This is a genomic window from Virgisporangium aurantiacum, assembly GCF_016863635.1.
In the GTDB taxonomy this organism is placed as follows: Bacteria; Actinomycetota; Actinomycetes; order Mycobacteriales; family Micromonosporaceae; genus Virgisporangium; species Virgisporangium aurantiacum.
In genome coordinates this window covers 177,343-198,256 of record NZ_BOPG01000037.1, presented here as the reverse complement: position 1 = coordinate 198,256, position 20,914 = coordinate 177,343, and the positions used below count along the sequence as shown (strand labels likewise).

At 73.2% G+C, this 20,914-nt stretch carries 18 protein-coding genes; 6 read left to right on the top strand and 12 right to left on the bottom strand.

The window, feature by feature from the left end:
- Positions 1-41: 41 nt before the first annotated feature.
- The 6 genes from Vau01_RS30580 to Vau01_RS30555 form a co-directional block, all read right to left on the bottom strand.
- Complete coding sequence (locus Vau01_RS30580; protein WP_203999658.1) at positions 42-665, bottom strand: maleylpyruvate isomerase family mycothiol-dependent enzyme; 624 nt, start codon at positions 663-665, stop codon at positions 42-44.
- Positions 662-2,500 (bottom strand): ABC transporter ATP-binding protein, encoded by a 1,839-nt coding sequence (locus Vau01_RS30575; protein WP_239151974.1) that lies wholly within the window; start codon positions 2,498-2,500, stop codon positions 662-664. Before Vau01_RS30575 ends, Vau01_RS30580 begins: the two co-directional genes overlap by 4 nt.
- Positions 2,485-2,658: a hypothetical protein gene (locus tag Vau01_RS30570; protein ID WP_203999656.1), complete on the bottom strand. Its 174-nt coding sequence runs from the start codon at positions 2,656-2,658 to the stop codon at positions 2,485-2,487. The genes Vau01_RS30575 and Vau01_RS30570 overlap by 16 nt, the downstream gene beginning before the upstream one ends.
- 97 nt (positions 2,659-2,755) lie before the next feature.
- Positions 2,756-3,613 (bottom strand): NAD-dependent epimerase/dehydratase family protein, encoded by an 858-nt coding sequence (locus tag Vau01_RS30565; RefSeq protein WP_239151973.1) that lies wholly within the window; start codon positions 3,611-3,613, stop codon positions 2,756-2,758.
- A 10-nt stretch (positions 3,614-3,623) separates the two neighbouring features.
- The gene (locus Vau01_RS30560) at positions 3,624-4,973 is read right to left on the bottom strand and encodes a helix-turn-helix domain-containing protein (RefSeq protein ID WP_203999651.1); all 1,350 of its coding nucleotides are present in this window, start codon (positions 4,971-4,973) and stop codon (positions 3,624-3,626) included.
- 94 nt (positions 4,974-5,067) lie between these two features.
- Positions 5,068-5,364, bottom strand: a complete 297-nt coding sequence (locus Vau01_RS30555; RefSeq protein WP_203999648.1) for a putative quinol monooxygenase — start codon at positions 5,362-5,364, stop codon at positions 5,068-5,070.
- Between the two features lie 161 nt (positions 5,365-5,525).
- On the opposite strand from Vau01_RS30555, the gene Vau01_RS30550 reads away from it, so the two are divergent.
- Together Vau01_RS30550 and Vau01_RS30545 are read left to right on the top strand one after the other, a co-directional pair.
- Positions 5,526-6,137 carry an alpha-ketoglutarate-dependent dioxygenase AlkB gene (locus Vau01_RS30550; RefSeq protein ID WP_203999645.1) on the top strand — a complete coding sequence of 204 codons (612 nt, stop codon included), beginning with the start codon at positions 5,526-5,528 and terminating at the stop codon, positions 6,135-6,137.
- A gap of 143 nt (positions 6,138-6,280) precedes the next feature.
- Positions 6,281-7,489 carry a saccharopine dehydrogenase family protein gene (locus Vau01_RS30545; RefSeq protein ID WP_203999642.1) on the top strand — a complete coding sequence of 403 codons (1,209 nt, stop codon included), beginning with the start codon at positions 6,281-6,283 and terminating at the stop codon, positions 7,487-7,489.
- Between the two features lie 25 nt (positions 7,490-7,514).
- Here Vau01_RS30545 and Vau01_RS30540 read toward each other — a convergent pair whose 3' ends face one another.
- Positions 7,515-7,685 carry a hypothetical protein gene (locus Vau01_RS30540; RefSeq protein WP_203999639.1) on the bottom strand — a complete coding sequence of 57 codons (171 nt, stop codon included), beginning with the start codon at positions 7,683-7,685 and terminating at the stop codon, positions 7,515-7,517.
- Positions 7,686-7,797: 112 nt separating this feature from the next.
- On the opposite strand from Vau01_RS30540, the gene Vau01_RS30535 reads away from it, so the two are divergent.
- Complete coding sequence (locus Vau01_RS30535) at positions 7,798-8,985, top strand: sensor histidine kinase (RefSeq protein WP_203999637.1); 1,188 nt, start codon at positions 7,798-7,800, stop codon at positions 8,983-8,985.
- Complete coding sequence (locus Vau01_RS30530; RefSeq protein ID WP_203999636.1) at positions 8,982-9,608, top strand: response regulator; 627 nt, start codon at positions 8,982-8,984, stop codon at positions 9,606-9,608. Before Vau01_RS30535 ends, Vau01_RS30530 begins: the two co-directional genes overlap by 4 nt.
- 18 nt (positions 9,609-9,626) lie before the next feature.
- On the opposite strand, the gene Vau01_RS30525 is transcribed toward Vau01_RS30530, so the two are convergent.
- Genes Vau01_RS30525 through Vau01_RS30505 form a run of 5 tightly spaced genes read right to left on the bottom strand, consistent with a single transcriptional unit; the run spans position 9,627 to position 17,457 of the window.
- Positions 9,627-10,865: an ABC transporter substrate-binding protein gene (locus Vau01_RS30525; protein ID WP_203999634.1), complete on the bottom strand. Its 1,239-nt coding sequence runs from the start codon at positions 10,863-10,865 to the stop codon at positions 9,627-9,629.
- Positions 10,862-11,944, bottom strand: coding sequence for a GlnX family signal transduction membrane protein (locus Vau01_RS30520; RefSeq protein ID WP_203999632.1), 1,083 nt, complete (start codon positions 11,942-11,944; stop codon positions 10,862-10,864). The genes Vau01_RS30525 and Vau01_RS30520 overlap by 4 nt, the downstream gene beginning before the upstream one ends.
- Positions 11,941-13,446 carry a vWA domain-containing protein gene (locus Vau01_RS30515; protein ID WP_203999630.1) on the bottom strand — a complete coding sequence of 502 codons (1,506 nt, stop codon included), beginning with the start codon at positions 13,444-13,446 and terminating at the stop codon, positions 11,941-11,943. Before Vau01_RS30515 ends, Vau01_RS30520 begins: the two co-directional genes overlap by 4 nt.
- 19 nt (positions 13,447-13,465) lie before the next feature.
- Positions 13,466-15,529 (bottom strand): tetratricopeptide repeat protein, encoded by a 2,064-nt coding sequence (locus Vau01_RS30510; protein WP_203999628.1) that lies wholly within the window; start codon positions 15,527-15,529, stop codon positions 13,466-13,468.
- On the bottom strand, positions 15,526-17,457 hold the full coding sequence (locus Vau01_RS30505) for a S1 family peptidase (RefSeq protein ID WP_203999626.1): 1,932 nt from the start codon (positions 17,455-17,457) through the stop codon (positions 15,526-15,528). Before Vau01_RS30505 ends, Vau01_RS30510 begins: the two co-directional genes overlap by 4 nt.
- A 263-nt stretch (positions 17,458-17,720) precedes the next feature.
- Between Vau01_RS30505 and Vau01_RS30500 the strand changes: the two genes are divergently transcribed.
- Positions 17,721-18,359 carry a GOLPH3/VPS74 family protein gene (locus Vau01_RS30500; RefSeq protein ID WP_239151977.1) on the top strand — a complete coding sequence of 213 codons (639 nt, stop codon included), beginning with the start codon at positions 17,721-17,723 and terminating at the stop codon, positions 18,357-18,359.
- A 249-nt stretch (positions 18,360-18,608) separates the two neighbouring features.
- Positions 18,609-20,855 (top strand): GNAT family N-acetyltransferase, encoded by a 2,247-nt coding sequence (locus tag Vau01_RS63610; protein ID WP_239151971.1) that lies wholly within the window; start codon positions 18,609-18,611, stop codon positions 20,853-20,855.
- Positions 20,856-20,914 lie beyond the last annotated feature (59 nt).

Below are 20,914 nucleotides of genomic sequence, written 5' to 3'. Positions count from 1 at the left end.
CAATTGTCGATGGAACGTCGAAGCCGTGGTCGAACGATCTCTCAGGACAGCACCGGGAACACCGCGACCGTGCTCCGGCCGGTGGCCGCCTCGATGAAGTCGACCGGCTCCGCCATCTCCGCCAGCAACGCGGCGGTGTGCGCCAGACCCGCGGCCGGCACGTCGGGCTCCTGACCCAGTGCCCGTCGCAGGTCGAGCAGGTGCACCGTCGCCTCCATGACGCCGATGCTCAGCGCCTCTTCGAGGCGTAGCATCGCCCGTCCGAAATAGTCGACGACCACCGGGCCGAGCGACCGCGCCGCGGCGATCGCGCGCGGACCGGTGGTGGTGAACTGGCCGACCATCGCGGCCGTGTCGTATTTCTCCGCGTCTTCGCGGGCGCGCGCGGCGGTGGACTCCCGGTGCGTGTTGGCGACGCCGTCGGGCTTGTTGAAGTCGCGCAGGAGCGCGGCCGCCGACGCGTGTGTCGGCTCGACGTCGCGGACGCGGGTGACGAGGGCCGAGAACATGAACGGCCAGCTTCCGTGGTGCGCGTAGAGACTGCGGACGTCCCAGTCGCCGAGGCGGGTGGGCAGCCGCCACTGCTCCTCGGTCATCGACGTGCCGTGCGCGGCCCACGCGGCCCAGAGTGAGTCCAATGTAGACAGACGATCATCGAGCGTCATGCCTCGACCCTACCGCGGGCGGCGCGGTACCCGTCGGCCTGCAACGCGAACAACCGCGCGTAGACGCCGTTCCGGTCGACGAGGTCGTCGTGCGTTCCCTGCTCCACCACGCGGCCGGCGTCGAGTACCGCGATCGTGTCGGCGTCCCGGATCGCGCCGAGCCGGTGCGAGATGAGCAGGCTGGTCCGGCCCCGGCGGTGGTCGGCGAGCATGCGGTGGATCTCGTGCTCGGCCTCGGCGTCGAGGCCGGCGCTCGGCTCGTCGAGGATCACCAGACCGGCGTCGCGGAGCAGCCCGCGCGCGAGCGCGACCCGTTGCCACTGGCCGCCGGAGAGCAGCACGCCGTTGGCCGGGTCGGCCTTGTCGGCCTCGCTGAGGAAGGTGCGGCTGAGCAACGTGTCGTACCCGCGCGGCAGCGAGGCGAGCGCTTCGTCGATCCCGGCCAGTTCGGCCGCGCGCCGGACGGAGGCGACACCAGAGATGTCACCGAGCGCGATGTTCTCCCGCGCCGTCAGGTCGTAGCACATGAAGTCCTGGAAGATCGCGCCGATGTGCCGGCGCAGCTCGGCCGGGTCGACGTCGCGCAGGTCGACGCCGTTCCACCGGATCGCGCCGCGGGTCGGGTCGTAGAACCGGCACAGCAGCTTCACGAGCGTGCTCTTGCCGGCCCCGTTCCGGCCCACGAGCGCCGTCGCCCGTCCGGCCGGCACGACCAGGTCGACACCCCGCAACGCCCACGGCCCGTCGGCGTCGTACCGGAACCACACGTCGCGGAACTCGATCCGCACGTCGCCGGAACGCACCCGGGCGGAACTCGACGGCAGCGGGAGATCCGGGGCCGTCCGCACGACCGCGTCGTAGTGGTCGTACAGCAGCAGGGCGTCGTGCACCTGTCCGATCCCGGTGACCGTCCCGCCCAACGCGACCTGCGTGCCGGCCACCGCCGCGATGAACATGGACACGTCGCCGATGCTCAGCTCACCCGCGCCGGCGGCGCCGACCGCCCAGATCAGCCCGGCACCGGCCACGGCGGCGGCCAGCAGGCTCAGGCCGCCCTCGACGACCAGTTCCCACCGGTCGGTGCGCAGCAGTTCCGCGTCGGCGTCCCGGCGTTCGCGGAGCATCCGCGCCCGCAGCAGGCCGCCGGTGCCGAACAGGCGGATCTCCTTGGCCGCCTGGAGGTCGGTGAGCAGTTGGGCGTAGAACGCCACCCGGCGTTCGCCGGGGCCGATCTGCCAGACGGTGCGCGCCCGCCGCCGGCCGAGCCACAGTTCCGCCGCGAGCACCGGCCCGGCCGCGACGAGGAGCACGACGGTCATCGCGGGACTGATCACCGCGAGCGACGCGACGAACGCGCCCGCGGTCAGCGCGCCCCGCACGGTGCCGAGCATCCCCTCGACGACCCGGTTCGGGGTGACGCGCGCGGCGTCGCCGGCGAGCCGGAGGCGGTCGGCGAACACCGGGTCCTCGAACCGGCGCAGCCCGGGCAACGCGTCGACCGCCGTGTAGAGGCGCTCGGTGGCCAGCAGGCCGACCCGCCGGCCCAGCCGGATCCGGCAGTGCTGCGACAGCCGCGGCAGCACGGCGATCAGCACGCCGCACAGGGCGAGCGCCGCCACCGGACGGCCGAGCGCCGATCCGCCGGCGCTCAACCGGTCGAGGACCACCTTGGTCAACCACGCGACGGTGACGGGCACGCCGGCAGCGACGACGTCGAGCAGGAGGAACCCCACGAACATCGACGGCGACGCCCGCCACGCCAGCGCCACCGCTGCGCGGAGGTGCCGCCGGACCGCCGGCCGCACCTCCCGCCCCCCGATCAGTCGTGCACGCACGGGCTGCAGCAGATGTTGATGCCGCACCCCCAACAGACCTTCGAGACCGTGCACGTGGTGTTGCAGCACACCCGCCAACTGCTGAGGGCGTGCGCGCTGGTCTGCGGAACGAACCGTGCCAACAGGCGGTCGCTCCACGCTTCGATTCGACGGGTCATGCCCGCTCCTCTCGTCGTACAGGGCCGTACCGACCTTGCAGAGCGGAGCGTAGGGCGGCACCGTATACCGTTCATATATGAACGCACGGTGACGCCGTCAGGTCGCGACGTGATCGCGCCAGCTGTGTCGCGGCTCGTACCCGAGCACCGCGCGGGCGCGGTCGATGCTCTGCAGCGTCTCGAACTCGCCGAGGTCCTTCGTCACCGGGACGCCCGGGAAGTTCTCCGCCATCAGCCGCGCCGACGGGGTGGTCATCACCGAGTCGGCCGCCGCGATCAGGTAACTGCTGGCCCCGCTGACCGCGGCCTCAAGCCCCAGCCGGCACGACGACGCGCAGTCGCGCACGTCGACGTAGCTCCACAGGTTCCACCGCCGCTTCGCGGGATCGTCCCAGTACGACGGGAACAGCGCGTACCGCTCCGGCGGGATGACGTTGGTGAACCGCAGCGCCACGAACGGGATCCCGGTCCACTCCGCCACGTGTGCCGCCGTGGTCTCACCGACCACTTTGGACAGTGCGTACGTGGTGGTCGGGTACGGATAGTGGTCCTCGGTGAGCGGGGCGAACCGCGGCGGCACCACGAAGTCGAGCCCCAGCGTCGTCTCGCTCGACGACCACACCACCCGTTGCAGCTTCAGCTGCGCGGCGGCCAGGAACACGTTGGAGTTCATCGCCGTGTTGGCGCCGAACGTGCGGGCCGGCGGCGCCAGGCCGGGCGCCGGGATGTTGGCGAGGTGCACCACCGCGTCGCACCCGCCGAGCACGTCGACGGTGTCGCCGAAGTCGGTGAGGTCGGCCCGCAGGTAGGTGAAGCCGGGCCGCGCGCCCGGGTCCGGCAGGACCGCCGGCCGGGCCACGACGTCGGCGCCGACCACCTCGTAGCCGTTGTCGAGCAGATGGTTCACGGTGACGATCCCCGTCATTCCGGCCGCGCCGGTCACACACACGCGCATGGAACGGACGCTAGCGCACATCCCCCGTGCCGTACGTCGACAGGCCGCGGGAAAGGCCCCGGACCCGCGGATCGGACGCGTGACGGCCGAAGTCGCGGCGGAGGTTGCGGATCCGTTCGGCGATCCGGGCCGACTTCACCTGGTCGGCGCGGTCGAGCACGCTCTCGCCGACCTCGATCGCCTGTTCGGGTTCGCCGGCCAGGAACAGCGCGCTGCACAGCCCGATCTCGTTCAGCACCGTGCTGCGCAGCTTCTGCGGGCCGAGGTCGCCGATCGCCTCGGTGGTCCACCGCACCGCCTCCGCCGCGTATTTGTTGTCGTGACGGGCCATGTCGCGGTAGACGCGGCCGTACTGGGCCAGCAGTTCGCCGCGGTCGTAGAAGCCCATCCAGGCCGGCTCGCGCGACGGCTCGATGCGCTCGAACGCGTCGGTGGCCGAGGCGAGGCGGCGGGCGGCCGCGTCGTGGTCGCCGAGGTCGGCCAGCGAGGACGCCTCCAGCCCGTCGAGCATCGCGGTGATCCCCGGCGTCGCCGCGCCGCCCAGGTGGTCGCGGGCGAGGCGCAGCGCGTCGACGGCGTCGCGGTTGTGCCGCAGGTACTGGAACTGCCGCGCCTGGCAGTACCGCACCCGCGCCGCCAGCCGCAGGTCACCGCCGGCGATCGCGGTGCGTTCGGCCGCGAGCAGGTGGCGCTGCGCGTCGGCGTGGCGGCCGGCGTCGAACGACGTCCAACCGGCCAGCTGCCGGATCTCGGCCACCGCGGTCAGGAGCGGTTCGCGCATGGCGCCGGCGTCGCCGTGGTCCAGAAGATTGGTGACCGCGTGAGCGAAGCGCGTCACGTCGCGCCGGATCGCCCCGCCGCCCACCTCGTAGTCGAGCGAGCGGTACAGCGCCGTGACGGCACGGATCCGGCCGACGTCGGCCCCACCGATCCGGCGCGCCGCTGCTGTGCGTCCAATCAGACCGGACGCGGCCGCGACGGTCGCGATCCCCGCGAGCAGCGCGGCCCGCCGCTCGATTCCCCGCCGCTCGGTTCCTTGTTGCTCCACACTGTGCTGGTCCCTGACCGGCCGCTCGGCCTCGCGGCCGCGCCGCGCCTGCGCCCGGCTCAGGCCCTGCTCCATCGCGATGATCTCGTCGTAGCGGCGGAGCAGGCGGCCGTCGGCCCGCAGCAGCCCGTCGCAGCGCGCCCAGAACTCGCGCCCGACGCGCTGCTGGCCGGCCTCGGCGTTGGCGACCGTGCTGCGACCGTAGAACGTCATCGGTGCGAACCCGTGCTGCGTGTAGCCGGCCGACCTGCGCAGACCGGCCAGTTGGCGCCCGAGGGAGCGCCACGATCCGTACACCACGTCGGGGATCATCGCCCACTCCTATCCCTACGTCCATGGACAAGTGTGAACGTATGATAGCGGGAACGGCTCCCGGCCGGGGTCCGGGAGCCGTTCCGGTGCGGGTTCAGATCGCGACGAGCTGCTCGTGGTCGATCTCGACGAACTCGACGATCAGGTTCGCGAACCGGCCGGCGATCAGCTCCTTGTAGGCCGCCGAGCCGGTGTGCGCGTCGTACGCCGCCTGGTCGGCGAAGTGCTCGACGAACAGCAGGTAGTCCTGCCGGGCGGGGTCGCGGTACACGCGGAACGACAGCGTTCCGTCCTCGGCGCCCGGACCCTTCGGCGCGAACTCGAGCACGATCGCCTCGGCCTCGGCCTGCTTGCCGGCCTTCAACGGAATGGGGAACACCTTTGCGAGCACGGGAAATCTCTCCTTGAACGGGATGGCACGGACGGTGCGTCCGCCTCGACGAGTCTGGTCGGACCCCCGCCACCGGTCCGGCCGTTTCCGGACCTCACGCCGCCGCCGACGTGTCCAGATCCGGCCGGAGTCGACGCCGTCCGTCCCGTATTCAGGAGGGCATGACCCAACTCGGCCTCTTCGCGGGCGGTCACCTGGCCGTCGACCGTTCCTTCGCCACCGCGCACCGGGTGCGCCTCGACGACACCTCGTGGATCGAGCACGTACCGGGCTGGCTGTCCGGCAGCGACGACCTGTTCGCCGCGCTGCTCGCAGACGCGGGCTGGGAGCAGCGGGACCGGTGGATGATCAACCGGGTGGTACGGGAACCCCGGCTGACCGCCGAGTACACCGACCTCGTCGACGCGCCGCACCCGTTCCTGCACACCGTGACGTCGGCGCTGTCGGACCACTACGGCGTGCCCTACGACGGGCTGTGGATGAACTACTACCGCGACCATCGCGACAGCACCGGCTGGCACGGCGACTGGCCGACGTGCAAGCGCGACATCTGCACGGTGCCGGTGCTCAGCCTGGGCGCGGCCCGCCGGTTCCTCATCCGGCCCCGGGACGGTGGACGGAGCATCGGCTTCACCCCGGCCAGCGGCGACCTGATCGTGATGGGCGGCCGGTGCCAGCGGGACTGGCGGCACTCCGTCCCGAAGCAGGCGACCCCGGCCGGTCCGCGGATCAGCGTCAACTTCTCCAGCCGCCTCCAGGCGACGCCGCTCTAACCGGGTCGCGCCGCCCCCGACCCGCCGCATATACGACGCTCGATCCGGTGCGGGTTTCGGCCGCACCACCGCACCGGATCGAGCGTCGTATATCCCCGGTGCTCCGCAAGCGGAGCCGGGTGCCTGCGCCTAGCCTGGAGCGCATGAACGATCTGGTCGTCTACGGCGCCACCGGTTTCGTCGGCGAGTTGGTCGCCCGGCACCTCGCCACGCACGCGCCGGCCGGTACCCGGATCGCGCTCGCCGGCCGGTCGGCGACGCGGCTCGCGGAGACCGGCCACCGGCTCGGCGTCGACTGGCCGTTGATCGTCGCCGACGCCGGCGACCCCGCCGCGATGGACGCGATGGTGGAGCAGGCCCGGGTGATCGTCACGACGGTCGGACCGTACGCGAAGTACGGCCGCGCGCTCGCGCACGCCTGCGCCGCCGCCGGCACCGACTACGTCGACCTGACCGGCGAGGTGCTGTTCGTCCGCGACAGCATCGACGAGAACCACGACCTCGCCCGGCGCACCGGCGCCCGCATCGTGCACTCCTGCGGCTTCGACTCGATCCCGTCCGACCTCGGCGTGCACGTGCTGCACCGGCGGGTCGCCGCGGACGGCGAGGGCGACCTGACCGACACCACACTCGTCGTCACCAGCCTGCGCGGCGGGGTGAGCGGCGGCACGATCGACTCGATGCGCAACCAGCTCGACGTGATGCGCAAGGACAAGGACAAGCGCCGGATCGCGCTGAGCCCGTACTCGCTGAGCCCCGACCGCGCCGCCGAACCCGACCTCGGCCGGCAGAGCGACTCCGACACCATCCCCGCCGCCGAGGTGATCCCGGGCACGAAGGGCCGCCTCGCGCCGTTCGTGATGGCGTCGTACAACACCCGGATCGTGCGGCGCAGCAACGCGTTGCGCGACTGGGCGTACGGCCGCCGGTTCCGGTACCGGGAGGCGATGCGGGTGCGCTCGTCGGCACTCGCCCTCGCCACGAAGGCGGGGCTCGGCGCGCTGGTCGTCGGCATGACGCTGCCGCCGACGCGGTACGTGCTCGACCGGGTCCTCCCGAAGCCGGGAACCGGCCCCAGCGAACGCGTCCAGCGCACCGGCCACTTCACCGTGGTCGTCTTCACCACCACGAGCACCGGCGCCCGCTACACCGCCCGGATCAAGGCGAAAGGGGACCCGGGTTACGCGGCCACCGCGGTCATGCTCGGCGAGTCGGGGCTCGCGCTGGCACTCGACCGGGACGCGCTGCCGCCGTCGCCCGGCGGGGTCCTGACCCCGGCCACCGGAATCGGGGACGCGCTGGTCGACCGGCTCCGCGCCGCCGGCGTCGAGATCACCGTGCGCCGCCGTTAGCAGTCCCAGCGGATCGGGGTTTCGATCAGCCGCGCCGCAGCACCAGGCCGCGGACGACCCACAGTCCGCCGAGCACCGCCCCACCGACGATCGCGAACACGGCGACCGGGACATCGAGGGCGGCAAGTACACCGATGGTGATTCCGTACAGTACCGACAGTCCGAGAAGGATCCGGGACGACAACTCCTTGGTCATACCCCGGATCATCGGTCCGGCGGCGGTGCGGGCGTAAGCCGCCGGTGGAACCCCGTGCGTCTCCTACGACAGTCGGATGCGGGCCGGGCCGCGAGGCTGCGAAGCTGTATCGATGCCGACGCGCGGCCCGGACAGCGGCCCCGACAGCGGCGCCGACACCGGCGTCGACGAGTGGCGCCGCACGGTCCGCGGGTGGCACGTCGCGTTCGGAACGTTGGCCGCGCTCACGTGCGTCCTCATATTGACCAACGACGAACCCGGCGCCGTCCGCCGCTACGCCGCGCTCGGCGGTCTCCTCGCTCTGGCCGGATGGTACGCGGCGGTCGGCGCCCCCGCGTTGGCGCGGGAGCAGCAGCGCGCCGGGTTGCGGTACGTGGCGGGCGCGGTGCCGTTGACGGTGGCGGTGTTCGCGCTCGACCCGGTCGGCTCGATCATGTTGTTCATGCTGTACCCACACGTGTGGGCGCTGCTGCCGATGCGGCGGGCGGTCGCCGCGACCGTGGTCGCGCTCGTCGCGACGGCCGCGGTCACCACGGCGGAGGCGGGATTCTCGCCGGAGATCGCGGTGATGGTGCTCGTCGGGTTGGTGGTGGCGCTGGCGCTCGGCGTGTGGATCACCCGCATCATCGAGCAGAGCCGGCAGCGGGCCCAACTCGTGGCCGACCTCGCGGCGACCCGCGCCGAACTCGCCGAGGTGAGCCGGCGCGCCGGCGCGATGGCCGAGCGCGAACGGCTCGCGCACGACGTCCACGACACGCTCGCGCAGGGGTTCACGAGCGTCCTGTTGCTGTTGCAGGCCGCCGAGTCCGAGGCCGACCTCGACGCCGCGCGCCACCACATCTGCCGCGCGCAGACCACCGCGCGCGAGAACCTGGCCGAGGCGCGGGCGCTGATCGCCGACCTCGCGCCGCCCGCGCTCCACGGCGGTTCGCTGCCCGACGCGCTGGCGCAACTGGTCGAGCGGCTCAGCGGCGACCTGGGGGTGCGGCCGTCGCTCGCCGTACGGGGCGATCCGCGCGTGCTGCCGGCCGAGCACGACGTGGTGCTGTTGCGGGTGGCGCAGGAGGCGCTGGCCAACGTCCGCAAGCACGCGGACGCCTCGCGCGTCGACGTCTCGCTCCGCTACGACGCGGCCTCGGTCGTGCTCCGCGTGACCGACGACGGCCGCGGGTTCGACCTGTCCGCGGTGACGGGCGGGTTCGGGCTGTCGGGCATGCGCGCGCGGGTGGAACAGGTCGGCGGCGGGTTCACGGTCCGCTCCGCTTCGGCCGACGGAACCACGGTCGAGGCCATGTTATGACCGTTCGCGTGCTGATCGTCGACGACCATCCGGTCGTCCGCGAGGGGCTGCGCGCGGTGCTCGGGGCCGCGGCGGACGTCACCGTGGTCGCGGAGTGCGGATCCGGGACGGACGCGGTGCGCCTGGCCGCCGACCTGCGTCCCGACGTCGTGCTGATGGACCTGCGCCTGCCCGGCCTCGACGGCGTCGAAGCCACCCGGCGCATCGTGGCGGCCGGCTCCGCCCACGTCCTGGTCCTCACCACGTACGACACCGACGGCGACATCGCCCGCGCGGTAGCCGCCGGCGCCACCGGCTACCTGTTGAAGGACAGCCCGCGGCAGGAGCTGGCCGAGGCGGTGCGATCGGCGGCCCGCGGCGAAACCGTCCTGGCCGCGACCGTGGCGGCGAAGCTGGTGAGCAGCGTCCGGTCCGGCCGGCCGTCGTTGACGCCGCGCGAACTCGAGGTGCTCCGGTGCGTCGCCGACGGCCGGTCGAACCCGGAAACGGGGCGCCTGCTGTTCATCAGCGAGACCACGGTGAAGAGCCACGTCACCCGCATCTTCGAGAAGCTGTCGGTCAACGACCGAACGGCGGCGGTGACGGTCGCGATCGCGCGGGGCATCCTCCCCCCACCCGCCTGACGGTCCGCGGCGTTCCCCTCAGGCGGCGGGGATGCACGGGAGGTCCAGCCACTCCTCCCGCGACGTCATTCCCGCCACCGCGTCGATGTCGGCCAGCAGGTCGTCCAGCCGGCCCGGGTCCTGGAGGAACCGCATCACGGCGTGCTGGAACGCGTCCGTCACGGCCGGTGGCATCAGGTCGGACGCGTCGCGGCAGAGGGTGCCGGTGGTCAGCATCTGCTCGATCCGGCCGAGGTTGCCGCTGGAGGCCGAGCCGCGGCCCAGCACCAGATGCGTGCCGGCGCTCGCCTCGCGCCACGCGTCGTGGCCGGCCGGGCGGGCGCGGTCGGCCAGGAAGCGGACCAGCCGGCGGGCCGGCGGCGTATCGCGGAACACGCCCATCACGTCTTCGGAGATGAGCGTGCGGCTGCCCGGTTCGCGGCCCGGGAACGGGTGGACGTTCACCTCGCGGCCGCCGTAGTTGTTGGCGTTGAACGACGCCGCATGGTGCAGGAGGCAGCCGGGTTGCGGGTCGACCATCGCCAGGCCGGCATCGGCGTACCCGGTCAGCAGCGCGGGACGCGTCCGCTCGCCGGGCGCGATCATGTCCCGCCAGGCCAGCCACGCGGCCCTGATGCTGCCCCGGCTCCACGGCAGCCGGCCCGCCGTCCAGTCGTTGTAGACGTCGACGCCGCTGTTCAGCACCAGGTCCTCGATCCAGTCGGTGCCGGGCCAGCCGGACAACGGCGGCGAGCTCATGCCCAGGCACCACGGCTCCCGCCCGGCGGCCAGCATGGTGGCCGCCCGGCCGGCGAGGTCCGCCCACGGTACCGGCGGCCCGGCATACCAGACGAGGCTCTTCACGTGCGCCGCGATGCTCACGCCGTACGCCTTGCGGTCGATGCGGATCACCCGCTCGGCCGACAGCCCGGGAACGCCGTCGAGCGGCCGCAGCGCGCCACTGTCCACATAGGACCGCAGGTCGTAGAGGCGAGGGAACACCGCGATGTCGGGCGGCGACTCGCGTTCGACGCGGGCACGCAGCACCTGGCTCACGTCGCGCGTGCCGACGTACCGCACGCGGACGTTCCCGTCGGCCCGCTCGAACGCCGCGAGCGCCGCCCGGAACGCCTTCTCCTCGTCGGCGCCCGGCGCCACCGGCCCGGTCGGCGACTCCCACGACGCGAGCACCTCGATGGTCACCGGCTCGTCCGACCGGGTGCACGCGGTCAGCAGCGAGGCGCCGAGAACGGCGGCGGCGAAACAGTGTCGGATCATGTCGGCCGGTACCGGTACTCGTCGAGGCGGGGGCGGAATCCGGCGAGCACCAACGCCATCGCGGTCAACGCGGTCACCGGGAGAAGGATGTTGATCGTGCCGCTGGTGGCCGCGTCGGCGGCGGCCTCGTCGGCGGTCGCGTCCAGTTCGGTGGACGCGGCGTCGACCGCACCGGCGTCGACGGCTCCGTGCGGAGACCCGGTGTCCAGCGACCCGATCGTCCGTTCGCAGCCCGTGGCGCAACCGTCCCCGATCAAGGTGCGCAGCCGGCGGCTGTCCTCGACCCCCCACGCCGCCAGTTGGGCCGCGCGCCCCGCGACCAGCCGGGCGGCCTGGTCCCAGCCGTTGTCCAGGTCGACGGCGGCCCGCGTGCTCCATCCGGTCGCCGCCACCAGAAACGCCGCCAGCGCGGTGGCCACCAGCAGCGGCGGGCTGAACCGCCGCCGGAACCGGCGCCGCAGCACCACCTGCGCCAGCACGAGCAGCGTCACCAGCGCCGCGACCGGGAACAGCCAGACGGCCGTCGTCGCCGGGTGACCCCACCCCGAGGTCGCCTGCGCCTGCAGGGCGTCGTCCTGCCGGTCGCGCAACCGGTCGAGCCGCACCAGGATGTTGTCGAGGAGCCGGGTCGCGTCGAGCAGCGTCGCGAGGCCGAGGGTCGCGCCGCTGGTGAAGTTCGTGGCCGCCACCGCGATCAGGCCGACGTAGGTCGACAGCAGCGCCTGCACCACCTGGATGTCGCCGCTGCCGGCGGCGCCGGCCGCGTTGCGTTCGGCCACCACGGCGAGGTACTGCCCGGCGAGCGTGATCTGGTGCTGGTACTCGCTTCCCGGGTCGCGCAGCGCCTTCGTGGCGGTGATGTTGGCGACCGCCTCGCGGTGCGCGGTGCGCATGGCCACCTGCGCGTCGTAGGCCGCCAGCGTCGCCGGGATCGACCGGTCGGCGGCGGCCTCGGCGGTGCGGGCCACCCCGACCGACACGGCGAGGCAGCCGGCGAGCGCCACCGCCCCGGTCACCAGCAGCGCCGCCTGCAGCCGCAGCAGGGTCCGCCGGGTCGTCGTGGAACGGTCGCCGGTCATGCCGCGCCGTCCAGGTTCCGGCCGCAGCCCTGGCAGAATCCGTGCCCGGCGTCGGCCGCCCGGCCACAGGCGGGGCAGGCCCGCGCCGATCCGTCGGGCCCCGGCGCCGGCGGGCGCGGGGCTTCGGGCGGGGGCGCGGGGCTCGCGTCCTTTTCCGGGACCGGTGGACGCGCGTGCGCGCGCCCCGGCGGCTCGGGTGGCTCCGGTATCTCCGTCATCAGCGACCGCAACGCGCCCCGCTTCACGTCCAGCACCGAGAGGTGGGGACGCAGTTCGACCCGCCCGGCCGGACCGTCGACGATCCGCACGAACATCTGCAGGTCCTCCAGTTTGGCGGTGTTGCCCATCGCCGTCGCCAGCCGCACCGCCTCGCCCCAGTGCCGCTCCGCGGCGACCCGGTCACCCCGCTCGTACGCCCGGCACCCGTCGTTGATCGCGTGGGCGAGTTGCTGCTGGTCGGTCACCCGGGCGACGTCGGGGTCGATCTGGCTGGACTTCACCGGGTCCTCGGTCCAGTGGACCAGCACGAGCACCGGGCCGGTGGCGAGCGGCCGGTCGGCCACCACGTCGATCCGGGCCACCCGCTGGTCCTCCCCGTGCGGACGCCCGCCCGGTGCCACCTCGAAGCACAGGTGGTACTCGCGGGTCTCCTCGCCCCAGGCGCCGAGCGACACCTCCATCGGGCCGTCGGCCGACGCCGGCTGCTCGCCGGCGAGTTCCGCGACCGACGGGTTGACCTGCTTGCAGTACAGCAGCCGGTCGAACGTGCTGGTGGCGATCCGCAGCCGCAGGTCGGGCAGCACCTTCCCGGTCGCCGCCTCGACCGTGCGGCGGAAGTCGTCGGCCAGGTCCTGCGGCCGGGCGACGGCGTCGGCCGTGCCGCGCAGTTCGGCCGCGATCCGCACCAGTTCTGCCGGCTCCCACCCGTCGCCGACCCCGCGCGGGTCGCAGACGAACTGACCGGTGCACTCGGCGAGCACGGCGCCCAACCGCTCCGACGGCTCGGACTCGTTGCGGCCGTCGGTGAGCAGCAGCGCGTGCCGCACCGCCGTGGTGTGCGGCGCGAGGAGGTCCCGGCTGAGCGTCAGCCAGGTGCCGATCGCGGTGCCGCCGCTCGCGGTCTCCCGGTCGAGGGCGTGCCGCGCCGCCCGGCGGGTCGTCCCGGACGCGGTCGCCAACTGCCGGTCCCGCGGGTAGACCATGGCCGCCCGGTGATCCCCCCGCACGATCGCGAACAGCGCGCCGTCCGGCAGGACGTCGACGGCGACCCGGGCGGCGTGCTTGGCCGCGCTGATCTTGGTGCTGGGGACGGACATCGAGCCGGAGCAGTCGATGATCAGCACCTCGGCGAGCGTCACCGGGGAGCCGGCCGGGGCGCCGGCCGGAGAGCGCGCCGTCCCGGTCCGGCCGGCCGTGACGCGCAGCACGGCGTGCATCTCGGTGTGCCGCGACGACAGGTACGGGTCCTGCGCGATCGTCAGCCCGACGTCGAACGGATCCATCGACCCACTCCATTCCCGATCATCGTCGGCTCCACGGGCGCACCTCGTTCGCCCGGTCGATCAGGACGCCGTGGTCGTTCGCCGTGGTGGCCTGCGTCGCCAGCGACCGGAACGACGCCTCGAGGTGCACCCGGATCGCCCGCTCCGACGACGGCGAGCCGAACACCGCACCGCGGCTGAGCCCGACCGGACCGTGCTCGCGCACCCGGTCGAGCGCGCCCTGCCGGATAACCGTGATCAGGCGTTGCCGGGCGGGGCCGTTCCGGTCGCCGCCGTCGAGCCGCAACGCCGCCGTGCGGGTGGCCGCCCGGTTGAGGTGGTCGGCCTGCGGCAGCTCCGCGCCGAGCCGGCCGGCGAGGATCCGCACCGCGGCGATCCGGGACGCGTCGTAGTGGCTCGACACCCGGGGCACCGCGTCCAGGAAGGCCACCGCCGCGTCCCGCGCACCCGTGGCGAGCCGCAGCCGGGCCAGCCCGAACGCCGCGCTGGCCTGCAGCCGGTCGCGCCGCCACACCGACCGGTACAGGTCGTCGGCGACGTCGGTGTCGCCCGTGCGTTCCGCGCAGTAGGCCCGCGCCAGCCGGGGCGGGCACTCCCCCGGCAGGTCGGCGTACACGTCGTCGAACCGGGCCGCGGCGACGGCCGGATCGTCGCGGGCCAGCGCGAGCAGCCCGTGGTGCCACATGATCCGCCACCGGTGCGGCGACTCCGGCGCGAGGTCGGCACCGGCCCGGACGACCGCCGCGTCGGCCTCGTCGAGCCGGCCGAGCCGCAGCAGCGCCCGGCAGCGGACCAGTTCCACCTCCATCGAGGTGGTCAGCTTGGTCAGCTTCTCCAGGAGCTCGGCCGGCTCGACGGCGCCGAGCGAGTCGAGCACCACGGCGTTCGCGTCGCCGGCCGCCGTCCGGGGCGTCGGCAGGCCCACGGCCACGGCGGGCCCGTCCGGTTGCCCGGGCCGGAACCGCTCCGCGTCCGCCGGGCCGGTCCACGTGCGCAACGGCGGCACCGCGCCGAGCCCGTCGTCGAGCAGGTCGGCCGACTGGGTGAACAGCTCCGACGTCTCCGGTCGTCCGAGCCGGACGCGGTCCGGCAGCACGTCGCGCAGGACGCCCGCGACCTGTGCCGCCATCTCCGCCGCGGACCCGAACCGGCGGGCGCGGTCTTCGTGGGTGGCCCGGCCGACGAGGCGGCGGAACGGCTCCACCCCGAACCGGTGCGCGTCGCCCACCGCGGCGGCCCCGGCGGCCGGGAAAAGGTCCGCCAACGTGACGCCCACCGCGTACAGATCGGAGCGGACGGTGGGCCCGTCGCCGTTGTCGTAGAAGCCGGGCGTGCGGACGAACTCGGTGCCCGGGTCGGCGGCGGACACCACGCTGCCGATGTCGATCAACTTGCACCGGTCGGCGGTGCGGATCACGTTGCTCGGCTTCATGTCGGTGTACAGCAGGCCGCGCCCGTGCACGTAGTCGAGCGCGGCGAGGATCTCCTGCCCGTACCCCAGAACGGCGTCGAGGGGCAGCGCGCCGAGTTCGCTCAACGCCGGGCCGCGCAGGTACTCCATCACGATGTAGCCGGTCTGCCGGCCGGTGAACGGATCGGTGTGGATCGCGAAGTCGCGGATGCGCACGAGATTGTGGTGGTGCAACGTGGTGAGGAACCGCCGCTCGGAGACCGCGGTGCGCACCGAGGCCGCGTTCGACTGGTCGATGACGCCCTTCAGCACCACCTCGTCGTTGTCGAGGTGGGTGTCCTCGGCCAGGTACACCCAGCCGAGGCCGCCCTGCGCCAGGCAGTACTCCACCTTGTACTGCTCGCCGACCAGGTCACCCGGCGCCAGGTCGGGCACCCAGGTGTACCGGGTCCCGCAGTGCCCGCAGAACCGGGCCGGGCGCGGGTGCTCGCCGCTGGCCTCCGGCGGCACGTCGGCGCCGCAGCTGTGGCACCGTCGGCTGGGCGGCGGCATCATCGGTCCACGGGTCGACGATCCCGGGAGCACCGACAGCGGCGGCAGGCCGCACCGGTCGCAGTAGCCGAACTCGTCGACGTTGCCGGAGCAGCCGGGCGTACGTTCACAGGCGGTCACCGGCCCGCCTCCGGCCCGGCCGCGCCCCGCCTGCGACGCTCGTCGACGAACCGGTCCACCGCGCGGGCCGCCTCGGCGAGCTCGCACCGTCCGGACGTGAGCAGGTCGTGCGCCGCGCGGTACAACTGGCCGAGCACGAGGTCCTCGACCAGCCCGTCCCGCACCGACAGCGCCCGCTCCGACGTCAGCCGGCCGCGCAGTTCCCGGTACCGGGCCAGCGCACCGTCCAGCTCGGCCCGAACGCCGGCGGCCACCCGCAACGCCCGGTCGGCGACGCGCTCGTGGGCGGCGAGCCGCTCGGCGAACCGCTCGGCCGCGCCAGCCGCACCATCGTCCGGGCCGGGCACACCGGGCACGCCGTCATCCGGACCGTCATCCGGGCCGCGCACGCCGGGCACGCCACCCGCGCCATCATCCGGACCGTCATCCGGACCGTCATCCGGGCCGTCGTCCGGGCCGTCGTCCGGGCCGTCGTCCGGGCCGTCGTCCGGGCCGGGCACGCCGGTCGCGCCGTCATCCGGGCCGTCGTCCGGGCCGTCGTCCCGACCGTCGTCCCGACCGGGCACGTCGCCCGGGCCGGCCGCCCCGGTCCGGCGGGCGACCTCCCGCAAAGCGGTGAGGCGCAACCGCAGGTCGGCCGCGTGCGGACGGACCGGTGGCGGGTCGGCGAGCACCCCGGCCGCAGCCCGGTACGCCGCTTCGGCGGCGTCCTCGACGGCCTCCAGTTCCGCGATCCGCAGCGCGAGCAGGTCCAGCCGCAGGTCGACGGACGGGGACCGGAAGCCCAGCAGCAGCCGCATGTCCCGCTCGGTGGCCCGGCCGACGATCGCACCGATCACCTCGGCGACGAGCCGGCGCGGATCCGTCGACTCGTCGATCCCGCTGATCACGAGCGTGCGCGGCGCCAGGTCGGCCACGAGGTCGGCCACGTCCAGGTCGTCGGCGGGTTCCGGCCGGGCGGTCCCCGACCAGCCGACGATGCGCCGGACCACGTCGTCGGGGGTGCTGCCGGCGGCGTCGACGGCCAGGTCGATGCTGCCCACCGGCGGAGCCGACCCGGTGGCGAAAGCAGGCGGGGCCGCTCCGGTGCCAGCAGCCGGCGGAGCCGACCCGGCGGCCGAAACCCGGCCGGCCGACCGCGAGCGGTGCGCGAGGCTGACCGCGCCGTGCAGCGCCGACGCGACCGGTGCCGCGGGCGGGCCGGTCACCAGGATCAGGACGTTGTCGGGCCGGGTGCGGGCGAAGAACTCGGCGATCCGGCGGTCGGTCTCCGCGTCACCCCGCCCCGGAGCCGGTGCCAGGAACGATCCGTCGGCCGAGGAGTCGCCGGTCATCCACTCGCCGACGCGGGGCAGGTAGCCGCGGATCGTCTCGGCCGGGATCATCCACGACAGGCCGGCCCGCGGGTCGGACCAGGCCGAGACCACCATGCCGAGCACGTCGCCGGTCTGCTCGTCGACCACGCCGGACCCGCTGAACCCGGCCCGGATGGGACTGCGCGAGTCGCGCCCGTCCATCTGCACCCACTCGCGACCCGGGCCGGCCTGGCCGGCGAGGACCGCCCGGACGTAGACGCCGTGGGCGAGCCCGGCCGGGAAACCGAACGTGTACACCGCCCGCTGCCAACTCAGCGAGAGCGCCCGCAGCCGGGCACCGGACAGGCCGGCGGGCAGGGCGGCGGACGGGTCGAGGAGCAGCAGCGCGAGGTCGCCGCGACCATCGTCGGCCGGCGGGATCCAGCAGCCCGGAACGACCGTCGCGGGGACCGGTGGCCAGCCGGGTCGCCCCACGAGATCCACCGCGAACCGTCCGCCGGCACCGGTGCCCGACACGCCGTTGGTGAGCACGTGTGCGCAGGTCAGAACGTGGCGATCGCCGAGCAGGATGCCGGCACCCAGCAGCCCGCCGGAGAGCTCGCGGATACGCACCGGCCATGACTGACTGCCATGACTCGCATGCACTGTGCCGACAATACCCGTCCATCGATGAAGCGAAAGACATAAATTTGCCGCGCCGGCAGCGGACCTGACGTGCGTTTTCGATCTCGTCCACTTGGCCGTACGCCACCTGGCGGATGTCTTCCCGTCACATCGCACAAGAATCAATCTTGCGCAAGCAACCGATTACCCGGCGCAACAGGCGACGGGGATCGGCACCTGCCACCGCAGTGGTCAAAGGGGGCGTGGCGGCGTTGCTGGCTGACCAGTTCTTCCTGATCGCACATGAAGACCGAACCGGAAAGTCCCGTCTGCATCCACGGGCGACCGGCCTCGGCCTGGCCGCCGCACTTCTGGGCGAACTGATGATGCAGGGCCGGGTGCGGGCCGTGGACGGCGAGCTGTTCGTCGTCAACCCGGAACCACCCGGGGACGCGCTCGCCCACGACGTCCTCGATCTCCTGATCGCCCAGCGCCACCACCGTGAGCTCCGGACGTGGCTGGCGTTCCTGGCCCAGGACGCCGCCGACCGGGTCGGCGAGCGGCTGATCCGTGCGGGCGTGGTGGAGCCGGTGGTCCGCCGGCGGCTCCTCAGCACGCACACCCTGTACCTGCCGATGAACTCCGACCAGCGCAACCAGGCCGCATGGATCCAGGTGCGCCTGGCGAACATCCTGGTCCAGGGCCGCGTCGTGGACATCACCGACCGGGCCCTCTCCGGCCTCGTCGCCGCGACCGGTCTCACCCGGCACGTGTTGTGGGACCTCCCGGTGCACCGGCCCGGCCTGGGTCACCTGCACTCCGTCGTGGAGTCCCTGCCCACGGATCTCCGCGAGCTGGTCGACCACACCGAGGCCGCCGTCGGATCCGTGTTAGCGGCGGGCCGCCGGTGAGCGAGCACTTGTGCGAGCGAACCATCGGCTCAGCGCTCTGCTCACGCGGCTTGCCGCGGGAGCACGGGAGCGCATCGCACCGCGAAGCGGGGCGATCGCGTGAGCAATGAACCCCTTGCCGTGCTGGCGCGTGAACAAGGCAAGCGCATCACGGTACGAAGCCGAACCATCACTTTGGGTTCACGCGGGCGCCACCACCTGATCCGGCGGGGGCGCAATTCCAACATCCATGCCTGGAGGCCAGTGAAAATGACGCGACCAGAGCCTGCCGGACCCGACATCGTGACGCGGGCGCTCGCCCGCGACCGGCTCGGCGTCCCCTCGGTGGTGTTCTTCGGGGTCGCCGGCGCGGCACCGCTGACGGTGATCCTCGGTGCGGTCACCACGATCTACGCGGTGGTGGGCAGCACGGTGGTGCCGTTGTCGTACCTCGTCGCCGCCGCGATCCTCGCGATCTTCACGATCGGGTTCGTGGCGATGAGCCGGCACATCGTGAACTCCGGCGCCTTCTACTCCTACATCGCACAGGGGCTGGGCCGGGTCACCGGCGTGGGCGCGGCGTTCGTCGCGCTGCCCGCGTACGCGGTGATGCAGATCGGCCTGTTCGGTCTGTTCGGGGTGGTGGCGTCCGGGATCCTGGAGGCGGCCGGCCTGCACTACGGCTGGTTCGCGTGCGCGCTCGTGGCCTGGGCACTGGTGTCGATCCTCGGCCTGCTGTGGGTCGACCTCAGCGGCAAGGTGCTCGCCGTGCTGCTGGTCGCCGAGATCACGCTGGTGCTCGTCTACGACCTCGTGATGATCCTGCACCCGGCCAACGGGACGGTGAGCTACGAGGCCTTCGCGCCCGCCGGCATGCTCCGGCCCGAGTTCGCCGCGCTGCTGGTGGTCGCGATCGCCGGGTTCGTCGGCTTCGAGGCGACGGTCGTGCTGTCGGAGGAGGCCAAGGACCCGAAGCGGACGATCTCCCGCGCCACCCAGTGGGCCGTGCTGCTGCCCGGTCTGCTGTGCGCGCTCTCGGCGTGGGCGATGTCGGTCAGCGCCGGCCCCGACAAGATCGTCGCCTCGGCGCAGAGCGACCAGACCGACCTCGTCTTCAACCTGGTGGGGCCGCACGTGCCGGCCATTCTCGTGCAGATCGGTTACGTGCTGTTCCTCACCAGCGTGTTCGCCGCGCTGCTCGCCTTCCACGCGGCCGTGGCCCGGTACCAGTTCGCTCTCGGCCGCGAGCGCGTGCTGCCCTCGGCGTGGGGACGCACGCACCCGCGCACCGGCGCGCCGCTGCTCGGCTCGATCACCCAGAGCGTCTTCGCGCTCGGCGTCCTGATCACCTACGCGTCCTTCGGCCTCGACCCGCTGGTGTACCTGTTCGCGTGGCTGACCACGGCCGGCGGCCTGGGCGTGCTGATCCTCATGTGGGGCGCGTCGCTGGCGGTCATGGTCTTCTTCATCCGCAACCGGCTGGAGAACGTGTGGCGCGGCCGCATCGCCCCGTTCATCGCGTTCGTGTTCCTGAGCGTCATCCTGCTGGCGACGATCATCGGCCTCGGTGACCTGCTCGGCGTGCCGGGCGACTCGATCTTCAACTGGCTGTTCCCGGCCGCCTACGCCGTCACCGCGACGCTGGGCTTCATCTGGGCCCTGATCATGCGCGCCGCGCGTCCCGAGGTGTACGCCGCGATCGGCCGCGGCGCGGACTTCCGGCCACCGACGGCGAATCCGGGACCGGCGGGCAGCGGCGCCCAGCACGCGATCCCGCGCGTGAACGGCAACCGTACGAACGGAAGCGCTGTGTCCAACGGCCACGAGGGCCGCAAGCCGCTCGGCTACGACATCAAGGAGGTCGTCATCCGCGACGTCGAACCCGTGAGCACCGACGAGGTCTGCGCGCTTCTCGCCGGCACCATCGGCGAGCAGGCGGTGGCCCGCTGGCTGCTGCCCGATCCGGTCGGACGCCAGGAGAGCAGCCCCGCGTACTTCGAGATCTTCGTCGACCACGCCGTGCAGCACGGCGAGGTGTACGCGACCGTCGATCCCGGCAGCGGCGACCTGCTCGGCGTCGCCCTGTGGTTCCCGTTCACACGGTCGATCCCGCCCCCGCGCGACTACGACCTGCGGCTGAAGGACGTGTGCGGCTCCTCGTTCGACCGGGTACGCGAACTCGACGCCGCACTCGAGGTGCACCACCCGATCCACCCGCACCACTATCTGGCGTTCCTCGCCGTGCGCCCGGACAAGCAGAACCTGGGGATCGGCAGCGCGCTGCTCGCCCGTCACCACGCCCGGGCCGACGCCGCCGGCATCCCCACCTACCTGGAGGCCAACGACCTCCGCAACCGTGACCTCTACCTCCGCCACGGCTACGCGGTGGAAACAATGATCCAACTCCCCGACGGCGGCCCACCGATCTGGCCGATGCACCGCGCGCCCCGCTCACTGCGCCCGACCCAGCAACCGACCCAGCAGTTGGCGATCGCGTCAGGCTCGTTCAGCCGGTAGACCGACGAACGCGGGCGCCGGTTCCCCCTCCGAGCCAGGGAACCGGCGCCCGCCCTTGC